At 70.6% G+C, this 16,259-nt stretch carries 14 protein-coding genes; all 14 read right to left on the bottom strand.

Annotated elements, in window-relative coordinates:
- Nucleotides 1–17 precede the first annotated feature (17 nt).
- On the bottom strand, nt 18–689 hold the full coding sequence (gene rpe, locus QM591_RS14330) for a ribulose-phosphate 3-epimerase (protein WP_415133227.1): 672 nt from the start codon (nt 687–689) through the stop codon (nt 18–20).
- A gap of 61 nt (nt 690–750) precedes the next feature.
- Nucleotides 751–2,106 carry an RsmB/NOP family class I SAM-dependent RNA methyltransferase gene (locus QM591_RS14325; RefSeq protein WP_415133225.1) on the bottom strand — a complete coding sequence of 452 codons (1,356 nt, stop codon included), beginning with the start codon at nt 2,104–2,106 and terminating at the stop codon, nt 751–753.
- The gene (gene fmt, locus QM591_RS14320) at nt 2,103–3,041 is read right to left on the bottom strand and encodes a methionyl-tRNA formyltransferase (protein WP_415133223.1); all 939 of its coding nucleotides are present in this window, start codon (nt 3,039–3,041) and stop codon (nt 2,103–2,105) included. Before fmt ends, QM591_RS14325 begins: the two co-directional genes overlap by 4 nt.
- 26 nt (nt 3,042–3,067) lie before the next feature.
- Nucleotides 3,068–5,047, bottom strand: a complete 1,980-nt coding sequence (locus QM591_RS14315) for a primosomal protein N' (protein WP_415133221.1) — start codon at nt 5,045–5,047, stop codon at nt 3,068–3,070.
- A 4-nt stretch (nt 5,048–5,051) separates the two neighbouring features.
- A complete protein-coding gene (gene metK, locus QM591_RS14310) occupies nt 5,052–6,245 on the bottom strand; it encodes a methionine adenosyltransferase (RefSeq protein WP_415133219.1) in 1,194 nt (397 codons plus the stop codon).
- Nucleotides 6,246–6,348: 103 nt separating this feature from the next.
- On the bottom strand, nt 6,349–6,603 hold the full coding sequence (rpoZ, locus tag QM591_RS14305; protein WP_067159920.1) for a DNA-directed RNA polymerase subunit omega: 255 nt from the start codon (nt 6,601–6,603) through the stop codon (nt 6,349–6,351).
- A gap of 97 nt (nt 6,604–6,700) precedes the next feature.
- Entirely contained in the window at nt 6,701–7,597 is an 897-nt protein-coding gene (gene gmk / locus QM591_RS14300; protein ID WP_415133216.1) for a guanylate kinase, read from the bottom strand.
- Complete coding sequence (gene pyrF / locus QM591_RS14295) at nt 7,590–8,447, bottom strand: orotidine-5'-phosphate decarboxylase (protein WP_415133214.1); 858 nt, start codon at nt 8,445–8,447, stop codon at nt 7,590–7,592. Before pyrF ends, gmk begins: the two co-directional genes overlap by 8 nt.
- On the bottom strand, nt 8,444–11,731 hold the full coding sequence (gene carB, locus QM591_RS14290) for a carbamoyl-phosphate synthase large subunit (RefSeq protein WP_415133212.1): 3,288 nt from the start codon (nt 11,729–11,731) through the stop codon (nt 8,444–8,446). Before carB ends, pyrF begins: the two co-directional genes overlap by 4 nt.
- Nucleotides 11,724–12,896 carry a glutamine-hydrolyzing carbamoyl-phosphate synthase small subunit gene (gene carA / locus QM591_RS14285; RefSeq protein WP_415133210.1) on the bottom strand — a complete coding sequence of 391 codons (1,173 nt, stop codon included), beginning with the start codon at nt 12,894–12,896 and terminating at the stop codon, nt 11,724–11,726. The genes carB and carA overlap by 8 nt, the downstream gene beginning before the upstream one ends.
- On the bottom strand, nt 12,893–13,426 hold the full coding sequence (locus QM591_RS14280) for a hypothetical protein (protein WP_415133208.1): 534 nt from the start codon (nt 13,424–13,426) through the stop codon (nt 12,893–12,895). Before QM591_RS14280 ends, carA begins: the two co-directional genes overlap by 4 nt.
- Nucleotides 13,423–14,730: a dihydroorotase gene (locus QM591_RS14275; protein ID WP_415133206.1), complete on the bottom strand. Its 1,308-nt coding sequence runs from the start codon at nt 14,728–14,730 to the stop codon at nt 13,423–13,425. Before QM591_RS14275 ends, QM591_RS14280 begins: the two co-directional genes overlap by 4 nt.
- A complete protein-coding gene (locus QM591_RS14270) occupies nt 14,727–15,698 on the bottom strand; it encodes an aspartate carbamoyltransferase catalytic subunit (protein ID WP_415133204.1) in 972 nt (323 codons plus the stop codon). Before QM591_RS14270 ends, QM591_RS14275 begins: the two co-directional genes overlap by 4 nt.
- Nucleotides 15,695–16,252 carry a bifunctional pyr operon transcriptional regulator/uracil phosphoribosyltransferase PyrR gene (gene pyrR / locus QM591_RS14265; RefSeq protein ID WP_415133202.1) on the bottom strand — a complete coding sequence of 186 codons (558 nt, stop codon included), beginning with the start codon at nt 16,250–16,252 and terminating at the stop codon, nt 15,695–15,697. Before pyrR ends, QM591_RS14270 begins: the two co-directional genes overlap by 4 nt.
- Nucleotides 16,253–16,259 lie beyond the last annotated feature (7 nt).

The following is a 16,259-nucleotide window of genomic DNA, read 5'->3' as shown; positions in this document are numbered from 1 at the left end:
GGTGTAGCCCAGCGGGATCAGTGCCGATGGGAGCCGGCCACGCTGCGCAGCGACTCGATCGCGCGGGAGGGGTCGTCAGCACCGAAGACGGCGGAACCGGCGACGAAGGTGTCGGCGCCGCTGTCTGCGGCCTCAGCGATCGTGGCCTCGCCGATTCCGCCGTCGACCTGCAGCCACACGCGGGATCCCCGCCGCCGGGCTTCCTGGCTCAGTCGAGCGAGCTTGGGCATCTGGTCGGCCCGGAACGACTGTCCGCCGAAGCCGGGCTCCACCGTCATCACGAGGATCTGGTCGAACTCGTCCAGCACGTCGAAGAGTCCTTCGACGGGAGTGTCCGGCTTCACGGCGACTCCGGCACGAGCACCGATCTGCCGCAGGCGACGCGCCAGTGCCACCGGATCGGTCGCTGCCTCGAGGTGGAAGGTGACCGACGCGGCGCCGATCTCCGCATAACCCGGTGCCCACCTGTCGGGGTCGGTGATCATCAGGTGCACGTCGAGCGGCACGGGGCTCGTCGCTTGGATGCGCTCCACCATCTGCGGACCGAAGGTGAGGTTCGGGACGAAGTGGTTGTCCATGACGTCGACGTGCACGAAATCCGCGTTCGCGATACGGCCGAGCTCCGCCTGCATGTTGACGAAATCGGCGGCGAGGATGCTGGGATTGATTCGGAGGTCGTCGCCGGTCACGCCGACCACCCTATCGAGCCTCCGCGCTGCGCGGTTCGGACGGCGCCCGCTCCTCGGCGCGTCACCGGCGACGCAGGAGGCTGATCGACATCGCGTCTGTGCCGTGGCGGTGGGGCCACAACTGGGCCCGGCCGGAACCGTCGGCAGGAGGCGCCAGGTCGATGGGCGACGCCGACAGGGAGGCCACGACCTCTCGGGCATTCAGCTCCTCGAGCTCGACGTCGCTCGCGCGGCGGACCTCCGCGACGATCGCGGCCGTCTCGGCGAGATGCGGTGAGCACGTGACGTAGGCGACCACACCACCGGGGGCGAGCGCTGCCACCGCGGCGCTGAGGAGCTCGGTCTGCAGGGCTGCGAGTTCCGGGACGTCTGACGGCGTCTTGCGCCAACGCGCCTCGGGACGGCGCCGCAGCGCCCCCAGCCCCGTGCACGGGGCGTCCACGAGGATGCGGTGATACCGGCCGTGTGCGGCGCGGGTTCGACCGTCCTCTTCGGAAACCGGAACGTCCACGGGGACACCGGACACCGAGTCTCGGACGAGGCCGGCGCGCGCCGCAGACACTTCGTTCGCCTCCAGCCGCGCGCCCGTCGCGAGCGCCTCGGCGGCGAGGACGGCGGTCTTGCCGCCGGGGCCCGCGCACAGGTCCAGCCAGCGTTCGCCGTCGGCGACGGGGAATGCCCGGGCCAGTGCGAGAGCCGCGAGTTGCGAGCCTTCGTCCTGCACGCGGATCCGTCCGCCCGATCCTGCGACGAGGCGTGTGGGGTCTCCCCCGCCGTGGCGGAAGCCGATCGGCGAGTACGTCGTACGCTCGGCTCCTTCGGGCACGTCGACAAGACCCGGGAGCGCCACCATCGTCACCGCGGGAGCGGCGTTGTCGGCGGCGAGCAGGGCGAGGAGCTCGTCGGAACGCCCCTCGGCCGCCAGTGCTCGCCGGAAGGCGCGGATGACCCAGACCGGGTGCGCGTAGCGGAGTGCGAGACGCTCATCGTCGGAGCGGGCTCCGGCCTCGATACGCGTGATCCACTCGTCGGGTGAGCGCTCCGACACCCTCCGCAGGACCGCGTTGGCGAAGCGGGCGGGACCGGGGCCGGCGGCCGCACGCACCTGGCGCACGGTCTCGTTCACGGCCGCGTGCGCCGGGATGCGCATCGACAGCAGCTGGTGCACGCCGAGGCGCAGGGCGTCGAGAATCACGGGGTCGATCTCGCCCGCGGGGCGGCCGGCGGCATCGGCGACGACGGCATCGTAGGTCCCCTCCCGGCGGAGGGTTCCGTACGTCAGCTCGGTCGCGAGGCCGGCGTCGGCGCCGGAGAGCCCCGCGCGGGCGATCTCGGTGGGGAGCAGGAGGTTGGCGTAGGCGTCCGAGTCGTGGACGGCTCGCAAGGTGTCGAAGGCGACCCACCGCGCAGACGTCACGACACGCCCCCGTGGTCGACGTCGAGGTGGTCCCGGCGCAGACCGCGCCACCAGTCCGTCGCCGCCATCGCGGACTTGCCGGCCGGTTGCACGCGGGTCAGCACGACAGTGCCGTCGGCTGTGGCGAGGAGGATGTCGCGGCCGCGGGCGATGATCCGTCCCGGCACCCGTTCCGCCGGCGGGAGGTCTGGACCTCGGTGCGCGCCCAGCACCTTCAGCCGCTGGCCCTCCACAGTGAGGTGTGCACCCGGCTCAGGCGTCGTGCCGCGGAATCGGTCGACCAGCGCGTCTGCTCCGGCGGTGACATCGAGGGTTCCGTCGACCAGGGAGAGCTTCGGGGCGAAGCTCGGCTCTCCCCGCTGGGGCCGGGCGACCGCCGTCCCCGCCGCGATGCCGTCGACGACGTCGCGGAGGAGGGCTGCGCCGCGGTCGGCGAGGGCGTCGAGGACCTCCCCTGCCGTCTGGCCGCGCGGGATGTCGTAGACGACCTCGTCGTAGACATCGCCCGCGTCGAGCTCCGGCACGAGCCGGAACACGGATGCACCGGTCGTACGATCCCCTGCGATCAGGGCGTGCTGGACCGGCGCCGCGCCCCGCCAGCGTGGCAAGAGGGAGAAGTGCAGGTTGATCCAGCCATGACGGGGCATGGACAGGAGGGGGTCGCGGACCAGGCCCCCGTAGGCGACGATGACGCCCAGGTCGGCATCCAGCTCCTCGATGGCGGAGGTCGCTTCGTCGTCGAGGCGGTCGGCTTTGATGACGGGGACACTCAGCTTCTCCGCCGCCGCCGCCACCGGCGATGGCGTCAGCACGCGCTTTCGTCCGAGCGCCGCGTCGCGACGAGTCACCACGCCGACCAGCTCGTGTACGGAGGAGGCGAGGGCGAGCAAGGAGGGAACAGCCGGCTGCGGCGTTCCGGCGAAGACGATGCGCATGGGTACCTTCGGGCGTCTCGGACCGGTCACAGATCGAGCTCGGGGACGTCGAGCCGCACCCTGAGTGTAGTCCGCGCCGATCGCTCCCCCCCGCTACGCGCCGCTCGGGCGGCACGGCTGCGACTGGCGAGAGCCTCCTCCACGACGGATGCCCGCAGCGACTCGGCGACGGCCCTTCCCACGGCGTAATCGAATCGGAGGAGGGCGCGCACTGCTCCGTCCTCCTGCGGCACCGGACCGAGCACGGCGTCGGCGGGAAGGCTCGGCAGCCGGTCCCGCACGCGCGTGATCGCGGTGTGCACGGAGCCTGCCGTTCCCTCGATCGTGGCGACCCGCACGGTGGGTGGCATGTGCAGCGGTGCGCGTTCGGCCAGCTCGGCGCGCGCGTACGCCGGCTGCGTCCAGGTGGCCAGCGCCCGTGCCACCGGGCCCGCGACTCCCACGAGGTGCACGGGGGCGCCGGGAGCGGCCAGTGCCGCAGCATTGGACCACCACCGCAGGCATGACTCCCCGATCCGCAGCTGCTCGGCCAACAGCATCTTGTCCGCATCGAGCAGGAGGACGGCGCGGTACCCGCCGCGGGCGATGGGCTCGGCACCGCGCGTGGCGATCACGAGGGCGGGCCGCTCGTCGACCTCGGTGACCGGGTGGGAGCCGTCGGAGACGATCACTCGGGTGAGCGGAAAGGCACGGCCCAGCTCGTCGGCCGTGCGCTCGCTGCCGGAGGATGCCATCCGCAGACGCGTCGACGTGCAGTGAGGACAGGTCCACCGCGGATAGGTGCGCCCGCACCAGGTGCAGTCGGGGGCCCGCCCCGGCCTCGTCGCGCGCAGTGGTCCCCCGCAGTGCGTGCAGCGCGCGGGAGCCCGGCAGTCGGCGCACACGAGCACCGGTGCATACCCGGGACGGGAGACCTGGACGAGCACGGGGCCTTGCGTGAGCGCCTCGCGCGCGGCGGCGAAGGCCGCCGAAGGTACCCGTTGACCGGGCGACGCGCCCTCGTGCGTTCCCGAGAGGACGACGCGGGGACTCTCGCGCCGTGCCGCGGGGATCTCCCGCACCCACCCTCGCTGCACGAGACGCTCCACGTCGGTCGTGCGGGTGTGTCCGACGAAGGCGAGCGCCGATCCCTCCAGCTCCTGTCGGATGAGTGCCGCGTCTCGCGCGTGCACTCCGGGGCTCAAGGGCTCCGACAGCAGCGGATCGCCGTCGTCCCACACCACCACGAGCCCGGTGTCGTGCGCGGGGGCGTAGACGGTGGAACGGTTGCCCACGACGATCACCGGCACCGGATGGCGCAGGCGCAGGTAGGAGGCGTAGCGTTCCGGTCCCGAGCGGTCGGCGTCGTCGCGCACCACCGCGTCCTCGGGGAGCCACCGCTGCAGCGAGGCGATCACCTGGGCGCGATCGCGATGATCGGGAAGCGTCAGGACGACGCTCCGCCCCCGCGACAGGACGACGAGGCTCTGCGCGGCCAGCAGGTCGGCCCATGCCCCCCACGGCCCCGCGGGGCTCGGGCGGGGCGGCGCGTCGACCGCGATGCGCTCGCCGTCGCCGAGGGCGTCGGTCAGGCCCGGGAAGCCGGACAGCTCCGCTTCGGCCCAGGCGAGGGCCGCAGGCGCGACGGTCGGCGCCTCGGGGACGGGGGCTGCCTGCCAGGCCTTCTCCGCGCGCACCATCCGTTTGGGGACGACGAGCCGCAGGATGTCGATCGCCGATCCAGCGGCGCGATCGGCGGCGCGGCGGGCCAGGCGGTAGAGCTCGTGCGGCAGGGCGATGACGGTCGAGACCACGCTGTCGATCTCCGACAGTCGTCGCTCGGGCTGTTCGATGTCGGTGACCTCGATCACCCACGCCTCGATCATGCGGCCGGCGGTGCGCAGCGGGACCTTGATCCGGACGCCGGGGGCGATCTCCGCGCGCAGCGAGTCGGGAACCGCGTAGTCGAACAGCCGGTCCAGCTGCGGCAGCGGCGAGTCGACGAGGACGCGCGCGACGGTGACCACGGGGTCAGAGGCCGGCGGCCGCGCGCAGCTCCTCGACACGGTCGGTGCGCTCCCACGTGAAATCGGGAAGCTCACGACCGAAGTGTCCGTAGGCAGCCGTCTGCGCATAGATCGGGCGCAACAGGTCGAGGCGATCGATGATCGCCTGCGGTCGCAGATCGAACACTTCGCGGATCGCCGACGAGATCGCCTCGTCGGAGACGTGGCCCGTCCCGAAGGTCTCGACGTAGAGCCCCACCGGCGCGGCCCGACCGATCGCGTAGGCGACCTGGACTTCGAGCCGGTCGGCGAGGCCTGCCGCGACGGCGTTCTTGGCTACCCAGCGCATCGCGTACGCGGCGGAGCGGTCGACCTTTGAGGGGTCCTTGCCGCTGAAGGCTCCCCCGCCGTGCCGGGCCGCACCGCCGTAGGTGTCGATGATGATCTTCCGCCCGGTGAGCCCGGCGTCGCCCTTGGGCCCTCCGATGACGAAGGGTCCCGCGGGATTGATGACGTACTCGACGTCGTCGATGTCGAGGCCCGTGCGCGCGAGGACGGGGTCGATGACCTCCGCGCGCACGGCCGCGCGGAGCGCCGTCAGCGAGATGTCGGGCTGGTGCTGCGTGGAGACGACGACCGTCTCGACCGTCCGTGGAACGTTGCCGTCGTAGCCGAGGGTGACCTGCGTCTTCCCATCGGGGCGGAGGAAGGGCAGCGCACCGGAACGCCGCGCGTCGGTGAGGCTCTCGGCCAGACGGTGCGCCGTCCAGATCGCCATCGGCATGAGCTGAGGGGTCTCGTTGGTCGCGTATCCGAACATGATCCCCTGGTCGCCCGCCCCGAGCGCGTCGGTCGGATCGACCGATCCCTCCTCGCGGTGCTCGAGGGCATTGTCGACACCGGCCGCGATGTCGCCCGACTGTTCTCCGATGGACACCGTCACCCCGCACGAGTCGCCGTCGAAGCCGGTCTCGCTCGAGGTGTATCCGATCCGGTTGACGACGCCCCGGACGATTCCCGGAATGTCGACGTAGCCGTCGGTGCGGACCTCGCCCGCGACGTGCACGAGACCCGTGGTCACGAGCGTCTCGACGGCGACACGGCTTCCGGGATCGACCGTCAGGAGGGCATCCAGCACGCTGTCGGAGATCTGATCGCAGATCTTGTCGGGGTGCCCCTCGGTGACGGATTCGGACGTGAACAGACGCAGCTGTGTCATCGGTGCTCCAGAGGACGGGCGCGAACAGGGGTGAAAACCATCATGCCCGCGATCCCCGACACGTCGGGTCTCGCGGGCACGGCGACGCCACACGGCGTCATGGTCAGTCCAGCGACCGCAGGCGGAGCTTGTCCTCGTGGATCTCGTGCAGCGCGATCGTGAGCGGCTTGTCCTCGACTGTCGAGTCGACGAGAGGGCCCACGTTGTCGAAGAGGTTCCCCTCGTGCAGGTCGGAGTAGTAGTCGTTGATCTGGCGAGCGCGCTTGGACGCGTAGATCACCAGCTGGTACTTGGAGTCGACCTTGTCGAGCAGCGCGTCGATCGGCGGATCGATGATGCCCTTGTCGCGAGTGGCCATGAGGGACCTCCTGAATCGGATGGCGGCGGAAGTTCGAGGGCGCACGCTCGTCGACGACGAAACGGCGGCATCGGACCATTCTACAGATGGACGGGCCTCAACGCGCGAGGGCGGCCACCTCTTCGGCGGCACGCGCCACGTCATCGTTGACGACGTGGTGGTCGAACTCTCCCTGCGAGGCCAGCTCGACCCGCGCCGTCCGCAGGCGCCGGGCGCGTTCCTCGGCGTCCTCGGTGCCGCGTCCGATCAGCCGGTCGACGAGTTCGTCCCAACTGGGCGGCAGGAGGAAGACGAGGTTGGCGTCGGGAGCAGCCGCTCGAACCTGCCGGGCGCCCTGGAGATCGATCTCGAGGAGCACCGTGCGTCCTTGCTCCAGCGCCGCGGCGATCGGGGCCTTCGGCGTTCCGTAGCGGTACTTGTTGTGCACCGTCGCATGCTCCAGGAGCTCGCCATCGCGGATCAGGCGGTCGAACTCCGCGTCGTCGACGAAGTAGTAGTGCTCGCCGTTCACCTCGCCGGGGCGCGGGGAACGGGTGGTCGCCGACACGGAGAGGAGGATGTCCGGATGATGGTCCTTGATGTGCGCCGCGACCGTCCCCTTCCCCACGGCGGTCGGCCCGGCCAACACGAGCAGCCTGCTGCGGCCGGAACGCGGCTGCGGCTCGGGCCACCGCGAATCGAGGAACGCGCGGAGGGCGTCGCGCTGACGGCTGCCGAGGCCGCCCAGACGTTTGACCGGAGAGATCCCGAGATCTGCGAGGATGCGGTCCCGCTTGCTCTCACCGACGGCGGGAATGGCGGTGAGGAACTCGGTGACGCGCATGGCTCCCGCCGCCGACGACGGCTCGGCGAGGGCGCGACGCAACAGCTCCTGCGGACTGATGACCCGCGTGGTGACATCGCGCTTGAGGGCGGCCCGCTCTCGTCGGGCCGCGACGGCGCGGCGGGAGGCGGCCGCGCGGTCGACCTCCGGGGGGCGGCGGGCGTCAGACATCGAGTGCTCCTTCGAGCTCGCGGACGTGGTCGTCGATGGCCTGTTCGATCCCCGTCGGGCCGGTGCGCAGGACGCTGCGGCTGACGCTGGCCAGAACGTGGGGCGAACGGCGACCGAAGAGGGTCGCGATGTCGGACAGGCGCGCCCCCTGCGCACCGAAGCCCGGGGCGAGGATGGGGCTGGCGACCGATCGCGGTGCCTCATCCGGGACACTGAGGCCGTACTCCTCGGCGGCGACGGTCGCGCCGATGACGAGCCCGACCGTTCCGAGTCGACCGCCGAAGGAGCCGTTGACCGCGTCCACCTCCGCGGCGACCTGCGCCGCGACGGAGCGTCCGCCGGTCCCGGGGGCGATCGCTCGCTGGAGGGAGGCGCCCTCCGGGTTGCTCGTCGCCGCCAGCACGAACACCCCCTTGCCGGTTTCGTGCGCCCGCTCGAACGTCGAGGTGAGAGCGCCGACGCCGAGGTAAGGGCTCACGGTGAGGGCATCGGCCTCCAGCGGGGCGCCGGGGGTGAGCCAGGCGGCGGCGTAGGCGGCCATCGTGGTGCCGATGTCCCCGCGCTTGGCATCCGCGACGACGAGGAGTCCTGCGGAGCGAGCCCGTCCCATCACCTCTTCCAGGGCGGCGATCCCTGCCGACCCGTAGCGCTCGAAGAACGCGACCTGCGGCTTGACGATCCCCACACGACCTGCGGCGGCTTCGACGACCCGGAGGCCGAAGGCACGCACTCCGCACGCATCCGCGGAGAGCCCCCATGACCGCAGGAGCTCCTCGTGCGGGTCGATGCCCACGCACAGTCGCCCTCGCGTGTCGATCGCCCGCTGGAGCGTGTCGCCGAATCCCGTCATGCCGTCGTCTTCCGGTCCTCCGCGAACTCCTGCAGGCTTCGCACGGCAAATCCCTCCCGGAGGACGGGCAATGCGCTGACGGCGGCCCCGAGGACGGCCATCGTCGTGAAGAGGGCCTTGTCGGCGGCGACCGCGGCCGCGCGGATCTCATAGCCGTCAGCCCGGGCGATTCCGCCCGACGGGGTGTTGACGACGATGTCGATCTCGCCGGCGTTGATGAGGTCGACGACGTTGCGTTCGCCGGACTCCTGGGCCGCCGAGTACTTCGCGACGACCTCGACGCGGATGCCGTTGCGGGCGAGGATCTCCGCCGTGCCCTCGGTGGCGGTCAATCGGAAGCCGAGTTCCTGCAGACGGTGAGCGGGCAGGATGACCGCACGCTTGTCGTCGTCGGCCACCGAGAGGAACACCGTGCCGGAAGTGGGCATGCCGCCGTAGGCGGCCGCCTGGCTCTTGGCGAAGGCCGTCGGGAAATCGCGGTCGATCCCCATGACCTCCCCTGTGGAGCGCATCTCGGGGCCGAGCACCGAGTCGACGGTGTGCCCGTCGGCGGTCCGGAACCGCTTGAAGGGCAGGACCGCCTCCTTCACCGCGACGGGAGCGTCCAGCGGCACGCGTGAACCGTCCTCGACCGGGAGAAGACCCTCTTCCTTCAGCTCGGCGATGCGGGCCCCGGCCATGATGCGGCTGGCCGCCTTCGCCAGGGGGATCCCCAGCGCCTTGGAGACGAACGGCACGGTCCGTGAGGCCCGGGGGTTGGCTTCGATGACGTAGAGGACTCCCGCCGAGACGGCGAACTGCACGTTGAGGAGCCCTCGCACGCCGACACCTTCCGCGATCGCGAGGGTCGCGGTGCGGACGCGGTCGATCTCGGTACGTCCGAGGGAGATCGGCGGGAGCGTGCAGCTGGAGTCGCCGGAGTGGATGCCGGCCTCCTCCAGGTGCTCCATCACGCCGCCGATGTAGAGCTCCTCGCCGTCGAACAGGGCATCGACGTCGATCTCCACCGCGTCGTCGAGGAAGCGGTCCACGAGCAGGGGCGCGCCCTCGCCGATGATGGCCTGGTCCGCGATGCGCGCGAAGTAGTCGTGGAGGCTCGGCGTGTCGTAGACGATCTCCATGCCTCGGCCCCCGAGGACGAAGCTCGGCCGGACGAGGACGGGGTAACCGATCTCCTCCGCGATCCGAACGGCGCCGGCCTCGTCGATGGCCGTGCCGTTGCGCGGGGCGACGAGTCCCGCGCGGTCCAGCAGACGCGAGAACTGCTCGCGCTCCTCGGCGAGGTCGATCGCCTCAGGCTGGGTCCCGAGGATGCGGTAGCCCGCTTCCGCGATCCCCTTGGCCAGGCCCAGCGGCGTCTGGCCGCCGAGCTGGCAGATGACCCCGAGGATCTCCCCCGAGGCCGCCTCCGCGTGGAGCACCTCCAGGACGTCCTCCAGGGTCAGCGGCTCGAAGTAGAGACGATCGCTCGTGTCGTAGTCGGTGGAGACCGTCTCGGGGTTGCAGTTGACCATGACGGTCTCGAACCCGGCGTCGGCGAGGGCGAACGAGGCGTGGACGCACGAGTAGTCGAACTCGACGCCCTGACCGATGCGGTTGGGGCCCGAGCCGATGATGACGACCTTCTGCCGATCGCTCGGGGTGACCTCGGTCTCGACGTCGTACGACGAGTAGTGGTACGGCGTGAGGGCCGGGAACTCCCCCGCACACGTGTCGACCGTCTTGTACACGGGGCGCAGGCCCCACGCGTGACGGATTCCGCGGATCTCCCGCTCGTCGTCACCGCGCAGCTGAGCGATCTGCGCGTCGCTGAAGCCGTGATCCTTGGCGACACGGAGCGTGGCGGCGTCCAGCTCGGCGGCCTCGCGGACGTACGCGGCGACCTCGTTGATCAGCACGATCTGGTCGATGAACCACGGGTCGATCTTGGTGGCCTCGAACGCCTGCTCGGGGGTGGCGCCCTTCCGCAGCGCCTGCTGCAGCACGACGATGCGGCCGTCGGTCGGCGTCTTGGCGATCTCCAGCAGCTCATCGACGGACCGCGGCTCCTCACCCCAGTGGAAGCTGGAGCCGCGCTTCTCCAGAGAGCGCAGCGCCTTCTGCAGTGCGGTGGCGTAGTTGCGGCCGATCGCCATGGCCTCCCCCACCGACTTCATCGTGGTCGTGAGGGTGGTGTCCGCGTTCGGGAACTTCTCGAAGTTGAACCGCGGCACCTTCACGACGATGTAGTCGAGCGTGGGCTCGAAGCTTGCCGGAGTGACCTTGGTGATGTCGTTGGGGATCTCATCGAGGCGGTAGCCGATGGCGAGCTTCGCGGCGATCTTCGCGATCGGGAAGCCGGTGGCCTTGGAGGCCAGTGCCGAGGAGCGTGACACGCGCGGGTTCATCTCGATGACGATGATCCGCCCGGTCTCGGGGTCGACGGCGAACTGGATGTTGCAGCCCCCGGTGTCCACGCCCACGGCGCGGATGATGTCGATGCCGATGTCGCGGAGCTTCTGGTACTCGCGGTCGGTGAGGGTGAGGGCGGGAGCGACGGTGATCGAGTCGCCCGTGTGCACACCGACCGGATCGACGTTCTCGATCGAGCAGACGACCACGGTGTTGTCGGCGGAGTCGCGCATGAGCTCCAGCTCGTACTCCTTCCAGCCGAGGATCGACTCCTCCAGCAGGACCTCGGTGGTCGGAGAGTCCCGGAGGCCCGCCCCGGCGATGCGCCGGAGGTCGGATTCGTCGTAGGCGAACCCCGATCCCAGGCCCCCCATCGTGAAGGACGGGCGGACGACGAGCGGGTAGCCCAGTTCGTCGGCGGCGGCGAGAACCTCGTCCATCGTGTGGGCGATGCGCGACGCGGCCACGTCGGCCCCGGCATCGAGCACCAGCTGCTTGAAGATCTGGCGGTCCTCGCCCTTCTGGATCGCGTCGACCTTGGCGCCGATGAGCTCGACGCCGTACTTGTCGAGAATGCCCTGCTCGTGAAGCGCCATGGCCGCGTTGAGGGCGGTCTGTCCCCCGAGGGTCGGCAGGATCGCGTCGGGCTTCTCCTTGGCGATGATCGTCTCGATCACTGCCGGAGTGATCGGCTCGATGTAGGTGGCGTCGGCGAAGTCGGGGTCGGTCATGATCGTCGCCGGGTTGGAGTTGACGAGGATCACTCGCACGCCTTCTTCGCGCAGCACGCGACAGGCCTGGGTGCCGGAGTAGTCGAACTCGCACGCCTGGCCGATGACGATCGGACCGGAGCCGATGACGAGGACGCTCGTGATGTCTGCGCGCTTAGGCATTCTTCGTGGTCTCCAAAGTGGTGCGCACCAGGTCGGCGAACCGGTCGAAAAGGTAGTTGGCGTCGTGGGGGCCGGCAGCGGCCTCGGGGTGGTACTGCACGGAGAAGGCGGGGATGTCGAGGGCTCGCAGGCCTTCCACGACGTTGTCGTTGAGCCCCACGTGGCTCACCTCGACGCGGCCGTATCCGTGGGGGCTGTCAACGGTGCGGTCGATGGGTGCGTCGACGGCGAAGCCGTGGTTGTGCGCCGTGATCTCCACGCGCCCGGTCTGCTTGTCCAGCACCGGTTGGTTGATGCCGCGGTGGCCGAACGGCAGCTTGTAAGTGCCGAACCCGAGCGCGCGCCCCAGGAGCTGATTGCCGAAGCAGATGCCGAAGAAGGGCAGGCGGTCATCGAGCACCGCGCGCAGCAGGCTCACGTGATCGTCGGACGCGGCCGGGTCGCCCGGACCGTTGGAGTAGAACACGGCGACGGGGTCGATGGCGCGGATGTCGTCGATCGTCACGTCCTGCGGCAGCACGTGAACGTCGAAGCCTCGGGCGGCGAGGTTGTCGACCGTCGCCTGCTTCACGCCGAGGTCGAGCACCGCGAGGGCGCCGATCCGCTCGGGCCCCTCGTGCGCGGGAGTGACCTCGGCGGCGGCCACGGAGACGGCGGCGGAGAGGTTCTGCCCCGCCATCTGGGGTGCCTCGCGCACGATCCGCAGCTGCTCATCCTCGGCGAGCCGGGACGCCTCGCCGGAGAAGATCGCCCCGCGCATGCTTCCCACCGAACGGAGTCGGCGGGTGATGGCTCGCGTGTCGATCCCGCTGATGCCGACGACGCCGTCCTGAGCGAGCGCCTCGTCGAGGGACGAATCGGCGCGCCAGTTGGACACCACGCGCGAGGGATCGCGCACGATGTAGCCGGCGACCCAGATGCGTCGCGACTCGGGGTCCTCGTCGTTCATGCCGGTGTTGCCGATGTGCGGCGCCGTCTGGAGCACGATCTGTCCGGCGTAGGAGGGATCGGTGAGGGTCTCCTGGTAGCCGGTCATGCCGGTAGCGAAGACGACCTCGCCGATCGTCGTCCCGCGCGCGCCGTACGCGCGTCCGGGGTGGCGAGTGCCGTCTTCGAGGACGAGGACGGCGGGGTCGAGCGTCTGTGCGAAAGTCGGGGTGGTCATTCGTCGGATCCCGTCGGGGTAGTCGAGGCTGGGGTCGGAAGGAGTGTGGCGATCGCGTCGGCCAGCGCGCGCGCCGTGCTGTCCTGCGGGCGGAAGTACAGGTCGACGAGCGCGTCGGTGTCGCCCGCGCCGAGGGGGCACCAGGTGATCCGGGCGAGGCCGCCTCTCTCCACCACGCGGTCGATCGCGACGGTGGCCACATCGGCCCCGGCGATCTGCGCGGCAGGGAGGAACAGGCGCTCCGACCCCGGAAGGTCCACCGCCACGCCCTGGTCGGTGACGGTCACGTCGGCGCGCGAGCGGAAGGCGAGGCCGCGGATCGCCAGACGCTCCAGCGGCTGGTCGTGGCGCGTGGCTGCCACATAGAACCCGTGAGCCGTGGAGATCACCTCCGCGCCGGCGGGCACGTCACCATGGGGCGGCACGATGCCGCTGTCTCGGCGCGCACGGCGGCGCCATGCCCACACGCCGAGCCCGAGGAGCACGAACGTGACGGCGACGATCACGAGGAGGGCGAGCTCGCGGGTCATGCGATGCCCGCCGGATCGTCGGTCACCACGCCCGACGCGAGCGTCGTGCGTCCCCGGTAGAACGTCCACTGCACGGCGCCCGGGAGCTCACTCCCGAGGTACGGCGAGTTGTGGCTCCGGCCGTGCAGGTCGGCGCGGCCGAAGGACGACGATGCGGCTGGGTCGTAGAGAGTCAGCGACGCGGGGGCCCCGGCCTCCAGCGGGGTTCCGGCCGAAGCCACACGCCCGATCCGTGCCGGTGCGAACGACATCACGCGGGCGACGTCGGCCCACTCCAGCAGCCCCGTCTCCACCATCGCCCGATGGACGACGCGCAGCGCGGACTCCAGGCCCACCATCCCGTGCGCGGCCGCTTGCCACTCGCAGGACTTGCTCTCATCGGGGTGCGGAGCGTGATCGGTGGCGACGATGTCGATCGTGCCGTCGGCGAGACCTTCGCGCACCGCGAGGACGTCCTCTTCCCGTCGCAGCGGAGGATTCACCTTGTAGCGCGGGTCATAGCCACGCACCGTCTCCTCGGTCAGGAGCAGGTGGTGCGGAGTCACCTCCGCGGTCACCGCGATCCCGCGCTTCTTCGCCCACCGGATGATGTCGACCGAGCCGGCCGTGGACAGGTGGCAGACGTGCAGCCGCGATCCCACGTGCTCGGCCAGCAGCACGTCGCGCGCGATGATCGATTCCTCGGCGACGGCCGGCCAGCCGGCCAGCCCCAGCTCGGCGGACACCGTTCCCTCGTTCATCTGCGCGCCCTCGGTGAGCCGGGGGTCTTGCGCGTGCTGGGCGACGACCCCGTCGAACGCCTTCACGTACTCGAGTGCGCGTCGCATGATGAGGGGATCGAAGACGCAGGAGCCGTCGTCGCTGAACACCCGAACCCGGGCGCGGGAATCGGCCATCGCTCCCAGCTCCGCCAGACGCTCACCCTTCTGTCCGACGGTGACGGCGCCGATCGGCTGCACGTGGACGTACCCGGCGGCCTCGCCCAGGGCCAGCTCCTGCTCCACGACCCCCGCGGTGTCGGCGACGGGCGACGTGTTGGGCATCGCGAACACGGTCGTGTAGCCGCCGGCGGCGGCGGCGCGGGAGCCGGTGAGGATCGTCTCGGACGCCTCGAATCCGGGTTCGCGTAGGTGGGTATGGAGGTCGACGAGGCCGGGCAGGGCGAGGAGCCCGTCGGCGTCGACGACCGTCGCGCCGGCGCGGCTCAATCCGGAGCCGACCTCCTCGATCACTCCCCCGGAGAACACGATGTCGGTGACGGCGCCCTCCACCGTGCGGGCACCGCGGATCAGTGTCGAGGTCATCGGGCGTCTTCCTCTGCATTGGTGTCGGTGCGTTCCCCGGCCAGGAGGAGATAGAGCGCCGCCATCCTCACGGACACTCCGTTGGCGACCTGCTCGAGCACCGTTGACCGGGGTGAATCGGCGGCGTCGGCGGAGATCTCCAGGCCACGGTTCATCGGGCCCGGGTGCATGACAATGCTACCGTCCGGCAGGGCGGCCAGGCGCTCCGCGTCCAGACCCCAGCGCCGGGAATACTCCCGTTCAGTCGGGAAATACGCGGCGTTCATGCGTTCCAGCTGGATCCGGAGCATCATGACGGCATCCGGAGCGGTGGCGATCGCCTCGTCGAGGTCGTAGACCACGCGAGCCGGCCACGCCGAGACATCCTGTGGCACGAGCGTCGGCGGAGCCACCAACGTGACCCGGGCTCCGAGAAGAGTGAGCAGCCAGACGTTGGACCGCGCCACCCGGGAGTGCAGGATGTCTCCGACGATGGCGACGTGCAGCCCCGCGAGGTCGCGACCGCGACTGTCCTCGCCGAAGGTGCGCTTGCGGATCGTGAATGCGTCGAGCAGCGCCTGGGTGGGGTGCTCGTGGGTGCCGTCCCCCGCGTTGATGACTCCCGCGGTGATCCAGCCGCTCGTGGCGAGCGTGTGCGGTGCGCCCGACGCGCCGTGGCGGATGACGACGGCGTCCGCGCCCATCGCCTGGAGGGTCTGAGCCGTGTCTTGCAGCGACTCGCCCTTCGAGACCGATGACCCCTTCGCCGAGAAGTTGATGACGTCCGCCGAGAGTCGCTTGGCGGCGGCCTCGAAGGAGATCCGGGTGCGCGTGGAGTCTTCGAAGAAGAGGTTCACGACCGTCTTTCCCCGAAGGGTCGGGAGCTTGCGCACCTCGCGCGACTGTGTGTCGCGCATGTCCTCGGCCACGTCCAGGATGCGAAGCGCCTCCTCGCGACCGAGCGAGGCGGTGTCGAGCAGGTGCCTCATGACTCGATCGTCACCTCCTCGACACCGTCGGTGTCGGCGAGGTGGACGTTGACACGTTCGTCCCGTGAACTCGGCAGGTTCTTGCCGACGAAGTCGGGGCGGATCGGGAGCTCCCGGTGCCCGCGGTCGACGAGGATCGCCAGCCGCACCGCCGCCGGTCGCCCAATGTCGTTGAGAGCGTCGAGGGCCGCCCGGATGGATCGGCCCGAGAACAGGACGTCGTCGACCAGGACGACCGTACGGCCGTCGACGCCGCCGGCGGGGATACGGGTGCGCTGCGGTGTCCGGGTGGGGTTGCGGTGCAGGTCGTCGCGGTACATCGTGACGTCGAGGGAGCCCACGGGCACCGCGTGGCCGGAGACGTCGCCGATGAGGGCGCCGATGCGATCAGCGAGGGTGACTCCGCGGGTCGGGATGCCGAGGATGACGAGCCCCTCCGGGCCCTTGTTGGACTCGAGGATCTCGTGCGAGATCCGAGTCAGTGCACGGGCGATGTCGGCGCCGTGCAGGACGGTTCGTGATGCCCCGGTGCGCACAGGCTCCTGGGTACTCATCCGCCGC

The organism is Microbacterium sp., assembly GCF_047607225.1.
Taxonomy (GTDB): Bacteria; Actinomycetota; Actinomycetes; order Actinomycetales; family Microbacteriaceae; genus Microbacterium.
The sequence above is the reverse complement of the archived record's forward strand: the minus strand, read 5'-3'. Positions and strand labels throughout refer to the sequence as shown.